The 19,088-nt window shown below is 68.7% G+C and carries 15 protein-coding genes; 11 read left to right on the top strand and 4 right to left on the bottom strand.

The genetic code is table 11. From position 1 onward, the window contains the following. Positions 1–30 precede the first annotated feature (30 nt). Positions 31–2,598, bottom strand: a complete 2,568-nt coding sequence (gene hrpB / locus ACFXJL_RS15030) for an ATP-dependent helicase HrpB (protein WP_384692462.1) — start codon at positions 2,596–2,598, stop codon at positions 31–33. Between the two features lie 419 nt (positions 2,599–3,017). Further along, entirely contained in the window at positions 3,018–3,902 is an 885-nt protein-coding gene (locus ACFXJL_RS15035; RefSeq protein ID WP_384692464.1) for a class I SAM-dependent methyltransferase, read from the bottom strand. A 381-nt stretch (positions 3,903–4,283) separates the two neighbouring features. On the opposite strand from ACFXJL_RS15035, the gene rpsA reads away from it, so the two are divergent. The 5 genes from rpsA (at position 4,284) to ACFXJL_RS15060 (ending at position 8,625) form a co-directional block, all read left to right on the top strand. After that, positions 4,284–5,774, top strand: a complete 1,491-nt coding sequence (gene rpsA / locus ACFXJL_RS15040; RefSeq protein WP_329017163.1) for a 30S ribosomal protein S1 — start codon at positions 4,284–4,286, stop codon at positions 5,772–5,774. Between the two features lie 200 nt (positions 5,775–5,974). Further along, positions 5,975–6,913 carry a PAC2 family protein gene (locus ACFXJL_RS15045; protein ID WP_329017161.1) on the top strand — a complete coding sequence of 313 codons (939 nt, stop codon included), beginning with the start codon at positions 5,975–5,977 and terminating at the stop codon, positions 6,911–6,913. Between the two features lie 98 nt (positions 6,914–7,011). Beyond that, a complete protein-coding gene (gene coaE, locus ACFXJL_RS15050) occupies positions 7,012–7,614 on the top strand; it encodes a dephospho-CoA kinase (RefSeq protein ID WP_358877692.1) in 603 nt (200 codons plus the stop codon). A 95-nt stretch (positions 7,615–7,709) separates the two neighbouring features. Then, the gene (locus ACFXJL_RS15055) at positions 7,710–8,099 is read left to right on the top strand and encodes a hypothetical protein (protein WP_384692469.1); all 390 of its coding nucleotides are present in this window, start codon (positions 7,710–7,712) and stop codon (positions 8,097–8,099) included. A 157-nt stretch (positions 8,100–8,256) separates the two neighbouring features. After that, a complete protein-coding gene (locus ACFXJL_RS15060; RefSeq protein ID WP_358877690.1) occupies positions 8,257–8,625 on the top strand; it encodes a tetratricopeptide repeat protein in 369 nt (122 codons plus the stop codon). Positions 8,626–8,637: 12 nt separating this feature from the next. Here ACFXJL_RS15060 and ACFXJL_RS15065 read toward each other — a convergent pair whose 3' ends face one another. Next, positions 8,638–8,940 (bottom strand): DUF6343 family protein, encoded by a 303-nt coding sequence (locus tag ACFXJL_RS15065; RefSeq protein ID WP_358877689.1) that lies wholly within the window; start codon positions 8,938–8,940, stop codon positions 8,638–8,640. An 84-nt stretch (positions 8,941–9,024) separates the two neighbouring features. On the opposite strand from ACFXJL_RS15065, the gene ACFXJL_RS15070 reads away from it, so the two are divergent. From ACFXJL_RS15070 to ACFXJL_RS15095, 6 genes are all read left to right on the top strand, one after another. Beyond that, positions 9,025–9,714 (top strand): class I SAM-dependent methyltransferase, encoded by a 690-nt coding sequence (locus ACFXJL_RS15070; RefSeq protein WP_384692474.1) that lies wholly within the window; start codon positions 9,025–9,027, stop codon positions 9,712–9,714. Positions 9,715–9,896: 182 nt separating this feature from the next. After that, positions 9,897–10,919: a slipin family protein gene (locus tag ACFXJL_RS15075; RefSeq protein WP_384692477.1), complete on the top strand. Its 1,023-nt coding sequence runs from the start codon at positions 9,897–9,899 to the stop codon at positions 10,917–10,919. A gap of 335 nt (positions 10,920–11,254) precedes the next feature. Next, a complete protein-coding gene (locus ACFXJL_RS15080; protein WP_384692713.1) occupies positions 11,255–14,575 on the top strand; it encodes an SNF2-related protein in 3,321 nt (1,106 codons plus the stop codon). 119 nt (positions 14,576–14,694) lie between these two features. Next, entirely contained in the window at positions 14,695–15,966 is a 1,272-nt protein-coding gene (locus ACFXJL_RS15085) for an SWIM zinc finger family protein (RefSeq protein ID WP_384692716.1), read from the top strand. 246 nt (positions 15,967–16,212) lie between these two features. Beyond that, on the top strand, positions 16,213–17,409 hold the full coding sequence (locus ACFXJL_RS15090; RefSeq protein WP_384692480.1) for a cytochrome P450: 1,197 nt from the start codon (positions 16,213–16,215) through the stop codon (positions 17,407–17,409). 295 nt (positions 17,410–17,704) lie between these two features. Beyond that, entirely contained in the window at positions 17,705–18,424 is a 720-nt protein-coding gene (locus ACFXJL_RS15095; protein ID WP_358877685.1) for a chaplin, read from the top strand. A gap of 138 nt (positions 18,425–18,562) precedes the next feature. Here ACFXJL_RS15095 and ACFXJL_RS15100 read toward each other — a convergent pair whose 3' ends face one another. Continuing rightward, the gene (locus ACFXJL_RS15100; RefSeq protein WP_329017138.1) at positions 18,563–19,021 is read right to left on the bottom strand and encodes a hypothetical protein; all 459 of its coding nucleotides are present in this window, start codon (positions 19,019–19,021) and stop codon (positions 18,563–18,565) included. Positions 19,022–19,088: the final 67 nt, after the last annotated feature.

The raw sequence follows: 19,088 nt of genomic DNA on the forward strand, positions 1-19,088 counted from the left end.
GGTGGACGCCTTGCGCCTACCTTCGACGCCCTACGGTTCTCGTGCTCCTCCCCTGGCCATACGGGCCTTGGTGTGCCGGGTCGGTTCCGCGGTCGATGGGTCCAGTGGCCAAGGGTGCTTGGGGTACCTGCCACGCAGCTCCGCCCGGACCGATCGATACCCCTCCTCCCAGAAGGAGGCCAGATCGGCAGTGACGGCGGCTGGTCTACCAGCCGGGGAGAGAAGGTGCAGCAGCACGGGTACTCCCGCGACCGAGGGGGTCTGCCCCAACCCGAACAACTCCTGGAGCTTGACCGCCAACACCGGTTGGGCGCCGCTGTAGTCCACCCGTATCCGGGAGCCGCTCGGCACCTCGATCCGTTCGGGTGCGAGCTCCTCCAATCTGGCCGCTTGGCCGCTTGCCCACGGCATCAACCGCTGCAATGCCTCCCGTGCGGGGATGCGACCCAGGTCCGACCGTCGTTTGGCGCGGGACAACTCCGGCTCCAGCCACTCATCGCTCCGGGCCAACAGCGCCTCATCCGACACATCAGCCCAGGGGCCGCCCAACTCCCGGTGGAGAAAACCGAGCCGATGGCGCAGGTCGTGGGCCTCCCGCGACCAGCGCAGCAGCCCCCATCCCTCTCTCCGCAGACCATCGAGGAGCGCCTCGCGGACCAGATCGGCAGGGGGGTTGCGCAGAGGCCGCGCGGACAACTCGATGGCACCCAGCCGCCTCACGCTCCTGGCCACCACATCACCGTCGCGCCATTGGACTTCCTCGCCGGCGCTCAACAGATGGTCGGCTGCGGACAAGGCGATGTCCTCTTCCACCACGGCGGCGAGTCGGACCCGGGCTGTTGCCGCGGTCATAGGCCGATCCGCCACGGCCACCGCCAGCCAGGACACACCGCCCAGCCCGGAACCTCCCCGGACCTCGGCGGCCGTACCCGAGGCCATCAGGAAGACTCCTGCGCCGCGTGCCCTCGCCACCCTCTCGGGGAACGCGAGTGCCGTGACCAGCCCCGCCGCAGTGTCGTCGCCGATGCCGGAGTGATCTCCCCGACCGGATGAGTCTTCGCCCCGACCCGTCGCCTCGGTCAGAGCCGATGCCAGCCGTCTGGTCTCGGCGCGCCACCGTGCGGTGTAGCCGTCCCTGCCGTGACGGGCCGCACGCCACGCCGCCGCGAGATCGTCACCGTACTCACGCGGTGGCTCTTCGCTGAGGAGAGCGACGATCTCGGCTGCCCGCCGTTCGCCCACGGCGGGGGCGCCATCCAGCAGTGCTCGGGCCAGGCGCGGATGCAGTCCGATACGGGACATCCGCACGCCTCGCTCGGTCGCACGACCGGAGGTGTCCACCGCCCCCACCGCCGCAAGGACCTCCTGGGCCGCCGCCATGGCCCCGGCCGGAGGGGCGTCGAGCAGCGCGAGACCGGCCGCCGAAGGATCTCCCCAACAGGAGACACGGAGAGCGAAGGACACCAGATCCGCCGTCCTGATCTCGGGTGAGGGAAACCGGGGGCGCCGTAGATCGTCGGCCTCGGCCCAGCAGCGATAGACGGCGCCGGCCGCTTCGCGCCCTGCTCGCCCCCGCCGCTGTGTCGCTGCCGCGATCGAGACGGGGACCGTCGCCAGCGAACCGAGACCGCGTGCATGGTCGGTGCGCGGCTCGCGGGCGAGCCCGGAGTCGACGACCACGCGCACCCCAGGCACGGTCAGGCTCGACTCCGCGACCGAGGTGGCGAGCACCACGCGCCGACGGCCCTTGCTGCCGCTCAGCACCGCGTCCTGCACCGCCGCGGGTGCGCGCCCGTGCAGCTGAAGGACTTCCGCGTCCACCCCGTCCAGCATTCCGGCGGTCCGGGCGATCTCACCGGTCCCCGGTAGAAAGCACAGGACGTCCCCTGGGTGGCGATCGAGCGCCAGCCGGACGGTGCCCGCGACATGGCGGAGGAGACCGGCGTCCACCCAGGTCCCGTGCGCCGGCCGGATGCCCGCGGGCGGCGGGGCGAAGTGGACGGCGACTTCGAATCCCGTACCCGAGCTCGACACGACCGGAGCAGGCCGCCCCGACTCATCCAGAGTGCCGAGCAGATCGGCCCAGGCCGGAGAGTCTCCGGTGGCGGAGGCCGCGATGAGCTTGAGCTCCGGTCGCAGCGTCGCTCGTACATCCGTCAGGAAGGCGAGTGCGGTGTCGGCGTCGAGATGACGTTCATGGCACTCGTCGATGAGCACGACGTCCACACCGGCGAGTTCGGGATCCCGCTGGAGGCGCTGGAGCAGGACACCGGTGGTGACGACCTCGACCCTGGTCGAAGGTCCGACGCTGCGCTGGCCGCGCACGGTGAAGCCGACCGACTGCCCTGGCTCCTGCCCCAGGAGCCAGGCCATCCGCTGGGCTGCAGCTCGCACCGCCATCCGCCGAGGTTCGGCGACCAGGACGCGCCGGCCCGGGCCCGCCCCGACCAGACCGGCGAGGACCAAGGGCACCAGGGTCGTCTTGCCCGTGCCCGGTGGTGAGTGCAGAACCGCGGTGCCGCGCTCGTCGAGAGCGGCCAGCAGGTCAGGGACGGCCTCGCGGACCGGCAGCCGGTCGAGTGCGTCGGTTCGGATCATGGGCCCAGTCTCGTACTTCGGATCGGGCTCTGCCGTGCCCCATCCACAGGGCCGAACATCTAGTCCGCTGATATGACCAATGGCTCGCCTGGTGTGCGCACGATTGCCCGGAGTGGATCGCTCCAGAGTGCCGTCGGCCAGGCAGCAGGGGAGACCTGGCCGTGCCGTCAACCGTCCGCCGCAGGCCGTCGGGCGCCACCGCCCGACAGAAGGCACCCGACCCGACGGAAGACACCCAACCGGGCAGAAGACACCCGGCCCGGCCCGACCCGACCGGGCCGTCCCGCCCCCACCTGATCAGATCCGCCGTCCCGTGATCCGACCGACGGGCCGTGACGACCCCGACGCCGAGTCATTACGGCCCGCCCGAACGACCTGGGCGAGCCCCGAGGCCACGCCCCCGTCCTGACCGGCGTTGCTCAGTCCCGCTCGCAGACGAAGATCGCCGTCCCCGGTATCAAACTCCCCCGCAGCGGCGACCAGCCTCCCCACTCCTGGGCGTTCCACGCGGGCCACTCCGGCTCCACCAGATCCACCAGCCGAAAGCCGCTCGCCACCACGTCCCGGACCCGGTCACCGATGGTCCGGTGGTGCTCCACGTACACCGCACGCCCCTGCTCGTCCTGTTCCACATAGGGAGTGCGGTCGAAGTAGGAGGCGCTGATGCTGAGCCCCTCGGGCCCGGGCTCGTCCGGGAACGCCCAGCGGATCGGATGGGTCACGGAGAAGACCCAGCGACCGCCCGGCCGCAGGACCCTGCGCACTTCCGAGAAGACCCCCACCGGATCGGCGACGAAGGGCACCGCTCCGTACGCGGAACACGCCAGATCGAACGAGCCGTCGTGGAACGGCAGGGCACCCGCATCAGCTTGGACCAGTGCGGGCGCGCCGCCCGCCGCACTCTCCGCCTCGATGCGCAGTGCGTGCTGGAGCTGTCGGTGTGAGAGGTCCAGAGCCACCGGACGCGCTCCACGCGCGGCCAGCCAGCGCGAGCACTGTGCCGCGCCGGCCCCGATCTCCAGTACGTCGAGGCCCTTCAGCTCGGCTGCCGGACCGAGCAGTCCGGCCTCGGCCTCGTCGAGTCCTTCCGGACCCCAGACGAAGCGGTCGTCCCCGAGGAAGGAGCCGTGCTCGCTCTGGTACTCGTCGGCGTTCCGGTCCCACCAGCTCCGACTGGCCCGGCTGCTCTCCGTGGCATCCGCGACACGCCTGGTCGCCTCGGGTTCGAGTTCATCGGCGGGTAGGGGTTCACGAAGAGCCGCGGGGCGTGCGGAATCCGTAGGATCTTGAGGATGCTGGATCATCTTCACCGTCGTTGTGGTTTGCGTTCAGCGCGACTGATGACGGCCATCGTGGCCTCTGCAAACATTAGTTGTGCCGGGTATGCGGTGATCCGCCCCGGGTGTGCGCCTTCGCGCATTGACCGGCTCCGGCTGCCCCCGTATGCTACAAGTTGCGCTGCGGGCCTGCGTGCCTCAGACAGAGTAGGCCGCGCTCGCATCTGTATGTATGTCCCCTCGGTTCACGAGGCGCCTCCATGCGGGTAGTCGTCGAAGTCTTCAAGACTTCGCTGATCACCCACTGGGCAGGTGCTTCCTAAGCTGTCCGGCTTCTTGCAGCTGCGATACGGGCTCCGGCGTAGCAGTACCTACGACTTCAATGTCCGCACCGGAGCCCTTTCCCACATGACGAGCAGCACCGAGACCACCGCCACTCCGCAGGTAGCGGTCAACGACATCGGTAACGAGGAAGCCTTCCTCGCCGCGATCGACGAGACGATCAAGTACTTCAACGACGGCGACATCGTCGACGGCGTCATCGTGAAGGTCGACCGGGACGAGGTCCTGCTCGACATCGGTTACAAGACCGAAGGTGTGATCCCGAGCCGCGAGCTCTCGATCAAGCACGATGTTGACCCCAATGAGGTTGTCAAGGTCGGCGACGAGATCGAGGCCCTTGTTCTCCAGAAGGAGGACAAAGAAGGCCGCCTGATCCTCTCGAAGAAGCGCGCCCAGTACGAGCGTGCCTGGGGCACCATCGAGAAGATCAAGGAAGAAGACGGGATCGTCACCGGTACCGTCATCGAGGTCGTCAAGGGTGGTCTCATCCTCGACATCGGCCTCCGCGGCTTCCTCCCGGCCTCCTTGGTCGAGATGCGCCGTGTTCGCGACCTCCAGCCGTACGTTGGCAAGGAGCTTGAGGCCAAGATCATCGAGCTGGACAAGAACCGCAACAACGTGGTCCTGTCCCGCCGTGCCTGGCTGGAGCAGACCCAGTCCGAGGTTCGCCAGACGTTCCTCACCACCCTCCAGAAGGGGCAGGTCCGCTCCGGCGTCGTGTCCTCGATCGTCAACTTCGGTGCCTTCGTGGACCTGGGTGGCGTCGATGGTCTGGTTCACGTCTCCGAGCTCTCCTGGAAGCACATCGACCACCCCTCCGAGGTTGTCGAGGTCGGCCAGGAAGTCACCGTCGAGGTTCTCGACGTCGACATGGACCGCGAGCGTGTCTCCCTGTCGCTCAAGGCGACCCAGGAAGACCCGTGGCAGCAGTTCGCCCGTACGCACCAGATCGGCCAGGTCGTTCCCGGCAAGGTCACCAAGCTGGTTCCGTTCGGTGCGTTCGTGCGCGTCGACGAGGGCATCGAGGGCCTGGTCCACATCTCCGAGCTGGCCGAGCGCCACGTGGAGATCCCGGAGCAGGTCGTCCAGGTCAACGACGAGATCTTCGTCAAGGTCATCGACATCGACCTTGAGCGTCGTCGCATCAGCCTCTCGCTGAAGCAGGCCAACGAGTCCTTCGGTGCTGACCCGGCCTCGGTCGAGTTCGACCCGACGCTGTACGGCATGGCCGCGTCGTACGACGACCAGGGGAACTACATCTACCCCGAGGGCTTCGACCCGGAGACCAACGACTGGCTGCCGGAGTTCGACACCCAGCGCGAGGCGTGGGAGACCCAGTACGCCGAGGCGCAGCAGCGCTTCGAGCAGCACCAGGCCCAGGTCATCAAGTCCCGCGAGGCCGACGAGGCCGCTGCTGCCGAGGGTGGCACCGCCGCTCCGGCCGCCGCGCCCGCCAGCGGTTCCTACTCCTCGGAGTCGGACGACAACTCCGGCGCCCTGGCGTCGGACGAGGCGCTTGCCGCCCTGCGTGAGAAGCTGGCCGGAGGCCAGAGCTGACGCTCGGCACCTGCTGAGGGATAGCTGAACAGCGAGGCCCGCTCCTTCGGGAGCGGGCCTCGCCGTATGTCGGCTCCGAGTACGTCGCCCCGGATCCTCCGTGAATTCCGCTCCTGCGATGGCGTGTTCGCGCCCGTGGCGGGGAATGTCCGTGCCGGACCGTGTGTTCTTGTCCATGGAGACGAGGAGGAGCGGTAATCGTGCTTGATCCCCAGGGATTGTACGAATGGGAGCCCAAGGGCCTCGCGGTCGTCGATATGGCGCTCGCGCAGGAGTCAGCGGGCCTGGTCATGCTGTACCACTTCGACGGATACATCGACGCGGGGGAGACCGGTGACCAGATCGTCGGTAATATCCTCGACTCACTGCCGCACCAGGTCGTGGCCCGTTTCGATCACGACAAACTGGTGGACTACCGGGCCCGGCGCCCGCTGCTGACCTTCCGGCGTGACCGGTGGACGGCGTACGAGACCCCGACCATCGAGGTGAGCCTCGTCCAGGACGCCACGGGTGCGCCCTTCCTCCTGCTCTCCGGACCCGAGCCCGATGTGGAGTGGGAGCGGTTCGCCGCAGCCGTGGCGCAGATCGTCGAACGCCTCGGGGTGCGGCTGTCGGTCAACTTCCACGGCATCCCCATGGGCGTGCCGCACACCCGACCGGTCGGTCTCACACCGCACGGCAACCGCACGGATCTCATGCCCGGCCACCGCAGCCCCTTCGACGAGGCGCAGGTACCGGGTAGCGCGGAGTCCCTCATCGAGTTCCGGTTGATGGAAGCCGGCCAAGACGTGCTGGGGGTTGCCGCGCACGTGCCGCACTACGTGGCTCGTTCGTCCTACCCCGATGCCGCGTTGACCGCACTCGAAGCGATCACCGCCGCCACCGGGCTCGTTCTGCCAGGCGTCGCCCACACTCTGCGCACCGAAGCCCATCGCACCCAGAACGAGATCGAGCGTCAGATCGGAGAGGGCGACGAGGAACTCGTCGGGCTGGTGCAGGGCCTTGAGCACCAGTACGACGCGATGGCGGGCGCGGAGACCCGGGGCAACCTCGTCGCTGAGCCCGTTGATCTGCCGTCCGCGGACGAGATCGGGCGGGAGTTCGAACGCTTCCTCGCGGAGCGCGAAGGCGACGGTTAGTTCCACGCGACAGCCCCGGGGCTCCAGCTCCCGGGGCCCAGCGGGCAAAGCCCGGTCCGTCGTACCGCCCCGGTGCTCAAAGAGCTAGGCTGCGGATCATGCTGTCCGTGGGCCTGACCGGTGGAATCGGCGCCGGCAAGAGTGAAGTCTCTCGACTGCTGGCTTCCTACGGGGCGGTGTTGATCGACGCCGATCGCATCGCTCGTGAAGTGGTCGAACCCGGCACTCCTGGTCTCGCGGCCATTGTGGAGACCTTCGGCCCCGGTGTGCTCGGTGGCGATGGTTCACTGGACCGACCGAAGCTCGGATCGATCGTCTTCGCCGACCCCGAGCGGCTCGCCGCCCTCAACGCGATCGTGCATCCCCTGGTGAGGGCGCGCTCGCAGGCATTGGAGGAGGCCGCAGCTCCCGATGCGGTGGTGGTCCATGACGTTCCCCTCCTCACCGAGAACGAACTGGCTGGGCTGTATGACCTGGTCATCGTTGTGGACGCGTCGGCGGAGACCCAGTTGGAGCGGTTGGTCCGAGTCCGTGGAATGGCTGACTCCGAGGCGCGGGCGCGCATGGCTGCGCAGGCTACCCGGGAGGAGAGGCGTGCCATCGCCGATCTTGTGATCGACAACGATGGGCCCTTGGAGGCCCTGGAGCCCCAGGTGCGCACGGTGTGGGCCGAGCTGAAGGAGCGAGCGGCAGGACGCTGAGCCGCGTCAGGCCGGTGTGAGTTTCCTGGCGCTCTGCATCAGGTCCGCGTCAACGCTCCTTCGCGGTCGGCTCTCCGCTGCCTAGTCTCGGCGGGGTGGAGCCCATCTTCGCCGTCTTCACGGCCATGGCAGGACTCGTGGCGATGCTCGCCGGGGCGTACGGTCTGCGCCACACCCGCCGCATCACCGGCTCGTGTTACTTCGCCCTCGCGCTGGTCAAGCCACCGCCGCCGGGTGCCCTGCGCCCCTTGCTGACGTACGAGACCTTGGACGGCAGGGTGGTGGAGACCGTCTCCCCGGTTGCGCTCGACGCGACCAGCGGCAGCGTCAGGCTCTGGTACGACCCGGCCGATCCGCACGACGTCGTCATCGACGGGCACCAGCGCACGGCACTGGACCGAGCGCTCATCGCCGCGGGGGTCGTGCTGCTGGCGCTCGCTCTGGGGCTTGCCGCTGCCGTCCTGATCGCTGCCATGGCCGGCTGACCAGGGCCCATCGACGCGACGCTGCGGTCTGAGCTGTCGGAGGTGACGCCGGGCAGGGTGCCTTTTCACGGAGCGAGCCCCGCAGCTGTTGCCGATCATCGGAATACCGCCAACGGCCGTGGTGTTGGAACCAGTCAGTCATGGGAAGGATGTTGCCGTGCCCAATAGCAACCCGGATACGCACGTCATCGACTTCCGCGCAGCCGAGCAGCTGCTCGCGGCGAGGGATCCGCGTGGCGCCGTGAAGCTCCTGGACTCGGTCATCGGCGCTCATCCCGAGAACACCGCGGCTCGGCTGCTGCGCGCTCGCGCCTTCTTCGCCGCGGCCCAACTGCGGGCTGCTGAGCTCGAATTCGAGTTGGTGCTGGAACGCGAGCCCGACAATGCCTTCGCCCACTTCGCCCTGGCGCGTACATTCGAGCGCTCGGGCCGTCCTGAGCAGGCCAGACGCCATTTCCGGCTGGCCGCAGCCCTCGATCCCAAACCGGAGTATGTGAAGGCCGCGCGTTTCGATGCCCCGAGCTGATCTTCGATCGCCCTAGGCGCGGTGCGGTCCCGCCGGTGGTCGCGGCCTCGGTTGGTTCCGCCCGTGCACGGGTTCGTACGGGGGTACGTCCCGGCCCGGCTGGTAATGCGCTCCCTGATGAATATGGTGGACGATCATGCTCAGATCGACGGTCACGATCACCAAGAGCGCTCCGAAGGCCGCTGCCCAGCCGGGGTGTCCCGTGAGGCTGAATGCGGCCGTGCCCGCGGCGGCCCACAGAAATCCCCACACGCTCAGCCAGAACCGCAGTCGCAGAGCACTGCGTGCGGTGACGGGTTCACTGCCTGTGCGCATGGCCTTTGCATCTCCTCCTCCAGGATGCAACCACCGACGACGGGATGGGGAAACCGCCGAGGCCGGACCGTGCGTTGGTGGTACATGACCACAAGGAGGCACGCAGGACACCGGGGAACCGGACCGGGCGCGATCACCCCCGACGGCTGTTCGGTCGAGCTCTACGCCCGACTGGGTCCGCGGGACGAGCCGGACATCATCCAGTCCGCAATTCCCGAGCAGTCGAACATCCTTGAACTCGGCAGCGGGGCCGGACGGCTGACCCATCCCCTCATCGGCCGCGGGTTCACGGTCACCGCCGTCGACGAGTCACCCGAGATGCTGGAGAGGGTTCGTGGTGCCCGCACTCTGTGCAGCTCCATTGAGGTGTTGCAACTCGGCGAGCGGTTCGACGTGGTCCTCCTTGCGTCCTTCCTGATAAACACCAGTGAGTCGGCAGCGCGCCGGCGCATGCTGCGGACCTGTCGTGATCATGTGACCGACGACGGCTCTGTGTTGATCCAGCGGGAGGGCGCGGACTGGCACACGCAGGTTCCGCGAGAGCGGGTGGATCCGTCCGGCTACACCATGCGGATCGCGTCCGAACCGCTGGGAGACGGGGTGTACCGCGCCCGTGCGGAGTACGTGTTCCCGGATGTGACCTGGACGCAGACGTTTCGGAGCCGTCCGTTGGCCAAGGAGGAATTGGCGGAGTGCCTGGCCGAGGCGGGCCTCGCCGTTGAGTCCTACCTGACTGCCGATGCCACCTGGGTGCGGGCGCGACCGGTCTCCTGACCGGCCGGTCCGGTTGGGCCATGTCTGGCTGATCGGACGCCGCCGCGGGCTCGCTGCACCTATGGAGGCCGGCTGATCACGGCTGTTCGGAGCATGCGAAGATTCCTGAATTTACGTGCAATACGTGCCATATCGGGCATATCGTGGTGTTGGGCGTAGCTCGGACAGAAGGGGGTGCCCTGATGATCGAGGCACTGGTGATAGCCGCGGTGGCCGTCGCATCCGGTCTTGTGCTCTACGCGATGGCGGCAGCCCGTGTGGTCAAGCAGTACGAGCGCGGCGTGGTGTTCCGGCTGGGGCGGCTGCGCGGCGGGATCAAGGGACCCGGATTCACCATGATCGTCCCGGCCGTGGACCGGCTGCGGAAGGTCAACATGCAGGTGGTGACCCTGCCGGTGCCGGCACAGGAGGGCATTACCCGCGACAACGTCACGGTTCGTGTTGACGCCGTCGTCTACTTCCGCGTGGTCGACCCGGCCAACGCCATCGTCGAGGTCGAGGACTATCGGTTCGCGGTTTCCCAGATGGCGCAGACCTCACTGCGTTCGATCATCGGCAAGAGCGATCTGGATGATCTCCTGTCCAACAGGGAGAAGCTCAACCAGGGACTTGAACTCATGATCGACAGCCCCGCTATGGGTTGGGGCGTACAGATCGACCGGGTCGAGATCAAGGACGTGTCACTGCCCGAGGCCATGAAGCGGTCCATGGCGCGACAGGCCGAGGCCGACCGTGAGCGCCGCGCCCGGGTGATCAACGCGGACGCAGAGCTCCAGGCGTCGAAGAAGCTGGCAGCGGCGGCGGGAGTGATGTCCGAGGAACCGGCGGCCCTCCAGTTGCGGCTGCTTCAGACAGTGGTCGCCGTGGCCGCAGAGAAGAACTCCACCCTGGTGCTTCCCTTCCCGGTGGAACTGCTCCGCTTCCTGGAGCGAGCCCAGCAACCGCAGCAGGATCAGTCGGCGCAGCAGCTTCCGGCAGGCAGCGGAGAGCGGACGGATCCGTCCGTATCCGTCGCCGTCGCTGATCGCGAGGATGACTCCCCGGAGGGCCAGCCGCACGCAGCCGCGAGCCCTCGGACGACGAAGCCTCAGACCACGAGCCCCGTCGGTACGCGCGAGACTCCGCCGACCCGTACGAACTCGGTGGCGTATCCCATGGCAGGATCGACGGCTTCGCGCAGGGGGAACCCACCGCCTGCCGTCTGATGGCTCCCTGTGCCCACGGGTCTGCGGCTTGCTACGGCCTGGCCCATGGCGGTCGGGACCAAGGTGCCGAACGCCGAGAGCGGGCTGCGGGTGGGACGCGTGCCCAGGGCCGTCGCATGCGGCGGTGCAGACGCCGTCGCGGTGCTTGCGAGGCCCCGCCAAGGTTCACCGGCGACCTCCACGGAACACTCCTACCGTGCCAGCCAGCCGTTCCGACCTGCTGCTATGCCGTGGGACCGAGGTGATGTCAGACCCCACCCGTATGGTCGTCATCAGTGAGCGACCCGTGCCAAGGCACTCAATCCGGTGAGGGGAGGCGACCCATGAAGGGTCTGATGACAGAACTCGTCCATCCGTCCGACGCCCAGGACCTCGCCGTCTCCTGTGCGGCGGTCTTCCTTCCCGCTGCGCTCCCGCGTGAGGGCAAGGTCGCCTTCTGGTCCCCCGAAGGGCGCCCATTGAGGGGGGAGCCCGGCGAGATCACCGTCGTGCTGCCGCAAGCCACCGTTGCCGCCGGCGAGCAGAACGCCGATGACGGGTTCTCCGTTCAGATCGTCCCTGCCGTGGTCCTTTCGGTGGTCGAGGCCCTTCCCGTGCTGGTGCGCGCCCGTTCGCACCCATCCGCGCACCCGGCCGCCGCCTGCTGGGGAGCGGCAGCCCTGCATGCGCTGCATCTCGTCGCCGGGGGGAAGCTCCTCCCGGGCCTGACCCCGGCCGATCATGATGCGTGGCGAGCGGGGCCACTGGATGCCCATGACATCGCCCAGCTGAGAGCGATCGCAGCCGCCATGCCCCACGAGGCGCATGCGACACCGGCGTCATTCGCCCGCGATGGCATCGCGCTACCCGAGCCCGAGGCGTTGGTCAGAGCTTTCTTCGACGCGGTCGCCGACAGCTTGCCAAGGACTCCCGCAGCAGCCTGGGCAGCGGGCGCCCCCTTCGCGGCCCAAGCGCCGCAATGGTTGCCCCACACCCGTACCTGGGCGGCGGAAGCCGTCGCAGGGATGGACGCGGGCGTACGAGTGTCGCTGCGGCTCGACCTCTCGGCCTTCGAGCTGTTCGACACACCGGGCGAAGGGGAGGAGCCGAGGAAGGGCGCCGCTGCGGCCGTCGTCCAGGTGCACAGCCTGGCCGATGCCACTCTGGTCATTGACGCCGAGCAGCTCTGGGCAGGTGGCGGATCCCAACAGTTCGGACCGAGGGCAGAGATCGACGCCGTTCTCGCCGTGCGCCGTGCGGCGAGGGTCTGGCCACCCCTCGCCCGTCTCCTGGAGCGCGATGTGCCCGATGTGCTCACCCTGGAGGAGGACGAGCTCTACGAGCTGCTCGGTCCCGGGGCTCAGAGGCTCGCCGCTGCCGGGGTGAGCGTGCATTGGCCCCGTGAGCTGGTGCGCTCGCTGTCGGCCAGTGCTGTCGTGCGGCCGGCTCCGGGATCAGCGACCGACGGCACCCCCTTCTTCGACAGCGCCCAGCTCCTCGCGTTCAACTGGCAACTCGCCCTGGACGGCGATCCGCTCACCGATCATGAGATGGACCTCCTTGCCGAGTCGCACCGCCCGATGGTCCGGTTGCGGGACCAGTGGGTGGTGGTCGATCCCGACCTGGTGAGGAAGGCCCGCAAACGCGAGCTGGGACTGCTCGAACCGATCGACGCGCTGGCGGTGGCGCTGACCGGGACCGCCGAGGTCGATGGCGAGTCCGTGCCGGCGGTACCCACCGGGGCCTTGGCAGCGTTGCGCGACCGGCTCGGCACCGGTCCCGCCCCGGTGCCGCCTCCCGCAGGGCTCGCGGCGACCCTGCGTGACTACCAGCAACGCGGACTGGCCTGGTTGGACCTGATGACATCCCTCGGGCTCGGCGGCTGCCTCGCCGACGACATGGGCCTCGGCAAGACCGTGACGCTGATCGCGCTCCATCTCCACCGCGACCGCCCAGAGCCGACGCTGGTCGTCTGCCCGGCCTCGCTCCTCGGTAACTGGCAGCGAGAGATCACGCGCTTCGCCCCCGGTGTCCCCGTCCGACGCTTCCACGGCGCCAGCCGCACGCTGGACGAAGCGGCGGGCGGATTCGTCCTGACCACCTACGGCACGATGCGCTCCAGCGCCGAACAGCTCGCCTCGCATGCCTGGTCGATGGTGGTCGCCGACGAGGCGCAGCACGTCAAGAACCCCTTCTCGGCGACGGCCAAGGCGCTGCGCACGATTCCCGCTCCCGCCCGAGTCGCGCTCACCGGTACTCCGGTGGAGAACAACCTCTCCGAGCTCTGGGCGTTGCTGGACTGGACCACCCCCGGGCTCCTCGGACCGCTCAAGGCATTCCGCTCCCGCCACGCCAGATTGGTGGAGCTCGGCGAGGACGACGAGGCGGCCGAGCGGCTGGCCCGTCTGGTTCGACCTTTCCTCCTGCGCCGGAAGAAGTCCGACCCGGGCATCGTTCCCGAGCTTCCCCCCAAGACCGAGTCGGACCACCCCGTGGCCCTCACCCGGGAACAGGCATCGCTCTACGAGGCGGTGGTGCGCGAGGCGATGGCCACGATCGGCGGCGCAGAGGGGATCGCGCGCCGTGGACTGGTGATGAAACTGCTGACCGATCTCAAACAGATCTGTAATCACCCCGCTCAGTTCCTGAAGGAGTACGACGGGTTGAAGGGGAGGGGCCTGCTTCCGGCGGCGGGTGGGCGGGCGCCGCTTGCGGCAGGAACCATGGACATCACGGCGACACGGCCCGCGGCATCGGATGTCGTCCTTCCTGGGCCACCGCTGACGGCCGCCGGTGCGCCGGAGACGACGGCCGAAGTGGATCCGGGAACAGTGGCCGTCGAGAGCCCGTCACCCGTGGCCCCGGCTCCCCGGGCGCCCGGCAGCCCCTCGAATCCGGTCGAGTCCCCAGTGGACCTCGTTCCATCGGAGCCCATCGACCCGGGACGGCGTCGAGCCCTGCGCTCCGTCGCGAAGCAAGTCGGACGTGGAGGATTCGCCGCGGACGGCGCTTCGGGTGTCGACGCTCCAGGGGCTCGCCCCGGTACGCCCCGTGAGGTATCCGACGGGCGCGAAGGAGCAGATGGGTCGGGCCACGGTTCCACCAGCGCGGGAACTGACCGCCAGGGGAGGGCGATCCGGCTGGCGGGGCGTTCCGGAAAGCTCGCCCTTCTCGATGAACTGCTCGAAGTGATCCTGGCCGAGGGTGATTCGGTGCTGGTTTTCACCCAGTACGTCACGATGGCCAGGCTGATCGACCGGCATCTGTCGTCCCGCGGCATCGTGGCCCAGCTCCTCCACGGGGGAACCCCCGTAGCGGAGCGAGAGAGAATGGTGGACCGCTTCCAGTCCGGTGACGTTCCGGTGTTCCTCCTCTCCCTCAAAGCCGCGGGCACGGGCCTCAACCTCACCCGTGCGGCACACGTCGTCCACTTTGACCGTTGGTGGAATCCCGCCGTCGAGGAGCAAGCAACCGATCGTGCCTACCGCATCGGTCAGACACAGCCCGTTCAGGTCCATCGGCTGATCGCCGAGGGCACGGTCGAGGACCGCATCGCGGCCATGCTGGCCGACAAGAGGGCCCTTGCGGACGCGGTTCTCGGGTCCGGAGAAGCCGCGCTCACCGAGCTGACCGACCGTGAGTTGGCCGATCTCGTCTCCCTGCGGAGGCCCGCGTGAACCGCCCGTACGGTCGCCCCCGATCCGGACAGCAGCAGCGACCGGAGCAGCAGGAACAGCACGGGCGCCAAGAACAGCAGGAGCACCAAGGGCACGAGCATCCAGGGCAACCACTCCCCGTGCGGGACCCCCGAGGCACACGAGGACGGCGCACCGCACCCACGGCCGCTCGGCACGACGACCGGCGTCGCACCTTTCCCGCTCCGGAACCACTGACCGGCACACAGGCCGCGTCCAGCTGGTGGGGCCACGCCTGGGTCGAGGCCCTGGAGGACACCGCGCTCGACCAGGCCAGACTCACCCGCGGCCGGGCATACGCAGGTCGCGGTCTCGTCGACTCGATCACGATCACCCCAGGGCGGGTCACCGCCTACGTCCATGGCAGTCGCCCCCGCCCCTACCGGACGGAGATCCGCCTGCGCACCCTCGGGGACGACGAGTGGGCCGACCTCCTCGCCGCAGTGGCAGCCCGCCCCGAACACATCGCCGCCCTCCTCGACAAGGACGTCCCGCACGTACTCGCATCCATTGCGGACCTCCTCCCCGCCGCAGGTGATCTGATTCCCGACTGCTCCTGCCCCGACGACGGCTTCCCCTGCAAGCACGCCGCCGCGCTCTGCTACCAAACCGGGCGACTGCTCGACCAAGACCCGCTGGTGCTCTTCCTGATGCGGGGCATGGGGGAGCGCGAACTCCTCGCAGCGATCTCTCAGCGCAACGCCACCCGATCCGCCGCACAGCGAGCAGCGGACGCCGGCCCGTTCCCCACGGTCGACATTCGTGAGGCGCTCGCCCGAGGCCCACTCCCCATGCTCCCGCCCCCCTTCCCGCTCCCGGCAGCCCCCGGGCGGCCACCCGCATACCCTCAAGCACCCGGTGCCCCCGATCCGCTGGCGCTGGACCTCCTCGCCACGGAGGCCACCGCGCGTGCGCATGCCCTGCTCACCACGGGCGTCGATCCGATCGCGCCCTTGACCGCATGGCAGGACGCGGTCCGGCTGGCAGCTGCCCATCCGGGTTCGGGGCTCACGGCCTCCTCCCGCGCCCTGTACCGGGAGTTGGCCGCGGCCACGGGGCGTACTCCCACGACCATCGCCCGGGCGGTGGCAGCCTGGCGGCAGGGCGGATCGTCAGCGCTGACCGTGTTGGAGTCCGCTTGGGATCCGCCGGCCGGTCCGTTCGACCGGGCCCGACCGGCCCTGGTAGCCGCCGGGTTCCCGGATTTCCGCCCCCGCGACAACCATCTGTCCACCGCGACCCTCCAGCTCAGATACGGTCGTGATGGCCTCTGGTACGGATATGAGTCCGATGCGGGCCGGGACGACTGGTGGCCGCGTGGGACACCGAGCTCCGACCCGGTCGAGGTGCTCAACACCCTGTTGGGCGGCTGAGCCCCATCCTTCGGGGACGCCGACGAGAGGTCGAGGGCCAAGGTCCGGGCACACGGGATCACCGGGCCACATCGTGTGCTCCGGGAAGCCCGTCCTGTCCCGACACGAGGGAGGCCGACACCCTGCCGCTGAGCGAAGTGACCCACGAGCAGTGGACCCGCCACTGGCCGGCGCAATTTGGTCGTTCGTACGGTTCGCTCCGCGGGATTGGTCAGCTGCGTCGATGACCTTCCCTAAGGTGGCTCCATGGCCCTGGACGATCTGACGCACGAGTTCCTGACCCGTCCCTACGCCGTCTACGACAGGCTCAGGGAATCCACACCGGTGCACCGTACAGTGGGCCCGGACGGACTGCCCGTCTGGATCGTCACCCGCTACGACGATGTGCGCGAGGCGCTCGCCAACCCCCAGCTGTCCCTGGACAAGCGGAACGGAACTCCCGGTGGATATCGCGGCTTCCGACTCCCTCCCGCCCTCGACGCCAACCTGCTCAACATGGACGCCCCGGATCACACCCGTATCCGACGTCTGGTCACCAAGACCTTCACGGCACGGCGCATCGAGCAGTTGAGAGAACCGATCCGTCATATCGCCGACGAACTCCTCGACGGCATCGCGACCGATGGTCAGACAGAGCTGATCGCCTCCTATGCGGCCCCGCTCCCCATCAACGCCATCTGCGAACTCCTCGGCGTGCCCCGGGAGGCACGGCGGGACTTCCGGGTGTGGACGGACGCCCTGCTGCTGCCCGACCCGGCGCGCCCCGACGCCGCCAGGAATGCCGTCGGCCAGCTGATCGCCTATGTGCGGGACCTCCTGGAGCACAAGCGTCGAGAGCCCGCTGATGACCTCCTCTCCGCACTGATCGCGGTCCGCGACGAGCCGGGCCCCGACGGCACTGACCGTCTCAGCGAGGACGAGTTGACCTCGCTCGTGTTCCTCATCCTCTTCGTGGGATACGAGAACACCGTCCACGTCATCGGCACATCGGTTCTCGCCCTGCTCCGCGACCCCCGGCTCTTCGCGGAACTGCGACAGAACCCCGTCAAGGTCACCGCGGCGGTCGACGAGTTCATGCGGTACGAAGGGTCCGCACTGCTGGCCATCCGTCGCTTCCCCATCGTCGATCTGACGATCGGCGAAGTGACCGTGCCGGCCGGCGAGACGGTCATGCTCTGCCTGGCTGCCGCCAATCGAGACCCCAGCCGCTTCCCCGAACCGGACCGGATCGACCTCGATCGGGACGCCCAGGGCCATGTCGCGCTCGGCCATGGCCTCCACCACTGCCTCGGTGCTCATCTGGCCCGACTGGAGTTGGAGATCGCACTGACCGCACTGCTGGAACGCTTCCCCCTGTTGGCGCTGAACACCGACGAGGGCTCGCTCAGGTGGCGACCGTCGATCCGGTCCCGGGGGCTGTTGGCGCTCCCCGTCCGCTACTGACGGCCCGCCCGTCCGCCCTGAGCGCCCTCGCCCTACTCCCTCGCGGGTCAACCGTCTCGACCTGCGCTCCCCGTCCGCAGATTCCGCCGAATCCCGAGGATCGGTAGCCGATCAGGAGCGCACGCCACACGGTGAGGCGGCCCTGCCGTACCGCTCATGACTGCGGGAGCCCGGTTCGAACAGGCGCACACTCGATGGGGTGAAACGAGTAGGGATCCGGATCCAATCGGCCTTTGAGCATCGTTGTCCGGGATGCGGGCGAGTGCCCGAGAAGTTCTCCTGAAGGCAGGATCCGATGAGGCAGCTTCATCGAAAGGGGCTCGCCACCGTGATGCTCACGGGCGGCGCGCTGGCGTTGGCGGGACACGCACACGCCGACTCGACCGCCAATGGCGCGGCGATCGGCTCGCCGGGTGTGATCGCGGGCAACACGATCCAGCTTCCGATCCACGTTCCCCTCAACGTCTGCGGGAACACGGTCAACGTGGTCGGACTGCTCAACCCGACCGCGGGCAACACCTGCGCGAACACCTCCGGCGGTTCTTCTCAGACCGGCAGCACCGCTCCCGGCGGTCAGACGTCGAGCAACGGCCAAGCCCCGGGAGGCGCCGTCGCCAGCGGTATCGCCAAGGGTTCCCCCGGTGTGATCTCCGGCAACGGCATTCAGCTGCCGATCGATCTCCCGGTGAACGTCAGCGGCAATTCCGTGAACGTCGTCGGCATCGGCAATCCGGCGATCGGCAACACCTCGGTCAACGGGCCGTCCGAGCCCACGGGCCCCAAGCCTCCGCCCGTGGTGGAGAAGCCGGTGGTCCCGCCGACCAAGCCGGTGGAGAAGCCCGTCACCCGAGTCGTCGAGAAGCCCACCAAGCCCGTGGTCTCGGTGGACACCGAGACGGACGACGCCCTGGCCCACACCGGTGCCGACGGGATCGGATACGCGGTGCCCGTGGGAGCAGCCCTGATGCTCGGTGGGGCCGTGCTCTTCCACCGAGCCCGTCGCACGGGGGCCTGAAAGGACCTGCCACCTCGGTAGGGAAGCGCCAGCGCTCCTCCCCATGGCGGTGGACGACCGGCCATCGGGAGGGCGTGGCACGGCTGCGCCCACAGTCCCCTGGGTGCGCGGCCGAAGGCGGGGCCCGGTTCCGGGTGTTCAGCGAACGCTCGGAGCGGCGGCCCCGATGAACTCCGACAGGGTCTCGCGGGCCTGCTCCGACCGCTGCGAGCGGTCGTCCTCGTCAGGTGCCTCATGCATGCAATTGGTCACTTCGAAGGCCGCCGCCGCCAGCTCCAGTGCCTTGATGTCGTCACACACCAACTGCACCCTGATCCATGCCTGATGTGCGCTGGAGCGCAAGCGGTACGAGTCGATCCGAGCCTCTTCGGCGGCCGAACTGCCCGGGGTCTCCCGAGCTCGGTGCCAGCGGTCGTTCTGTCCCCGCCGGTAGTCCACCAACGCCCCGGCGAAGGCGCTGTAGGCGGAGATCCGCTCCTGGCGCAGTTGTTCGGCACGGGTCAGCTCCGCCGTGCGCTCTGTCGTCCGGCGCTGGAAGAAGTGGGTGACCACCGAGCCGAGCAGCGTGCCGATGACCGCGATGACGGCTGTCTCCATGGTGCTTGCTCCCCAAGGGACGTTGAAGGGTGAGAGGTCGTGCAACCCCGGGACGACGATCCGGAGA

It is taken from the genome of Streptomyces sp. NPDC059256 (genome assembly GCF_042753785.1).
Taxonomy (GTDB): domain Bacteria; phylum Actinomycetota; class Actinomycetes; order Streptomycetales; family Streptomycetaceae; genus Streptomyces.

Bases quoted from the DNA above. Each gene is read 5' to 3' on its own strand.
- ACFXJL_RS15070 (WP_384692474.1), top strand. From the start codon at position 9,025: ATGACCACAAGGAGGCACGCAGGACACCGGGGAACCGGACCGGGCGCG.
- ACFXJL_RS15090 (WP_384692480.1), top strand. From the start codon at position 16,213: ATGGCCCTGGACGATCTGACGCACGAGTTCCTGACCCGTCCCTACGCC.
- coaE (WP_358877692.1), top strand. From the start codon at position 7,012: ATGCTGTCCGTGGGCCTGACCGGTGGAATCGGCGCCGGCAAGAGTGAA.
- ACFXJL_RS15100 (WP_329017138.1), bottom strand. From the start codon at position 19,021: ATGGAGACAGCCGTCATCGCGGTCATCGGCACGCTGCTCGGCTCGGTG.
- ACFXJL_RS15075 (WP_384692477.1), top strand. From the start codon at position 9,897: ATGATCGAGGCACTGGTGATAGCCGCGGTGGCCGTCGCATCCGGTCTT.
- ACFXJL_RS15080 (WP_384692713.1), top strand. From the start codon at position 11,255: ATGACAGAACTCGTCCATCCGTCCGACGCCCAGGACCTCGCCGTCTCC.
- rpsA (WP_329017163.1), top strand. From the start codon at position 4,284: ATGACGAGCAGCACCGAGACCACCGCCACTCCGCAGGTAGCGGTCAAC.
- ACFXJL_RS15095 (WP_358877685.1), top strand. From the start codon at position 17,705: ATGAGGCAGCTTCATCGAAAGGGGCTCGCCACCGTGATGCTCACGGGC.
- ACFXJL_RS15065 (WP_358877689.1), bottom strand. From the start codon at position 8,940: ATGCGCACAGGCAGTGAACCCGTCACCGCACGCAGTGCTCTGCGACTG.
- ACFXJL_RS15035 (WP_384692464.1), bottom strand. From the start codon at position 3,902: ATGATCCAGCATCCTCAAGATCCTACGGATTCCGCACGCCCCGCGGCT.
- hrpB (WP_384692462.1), bottom strand. From the start codon at position 2,598: ATGATCCGAACCGACGCACTCGACCGGCTGCCGGTCCGCGAGGCCGTC.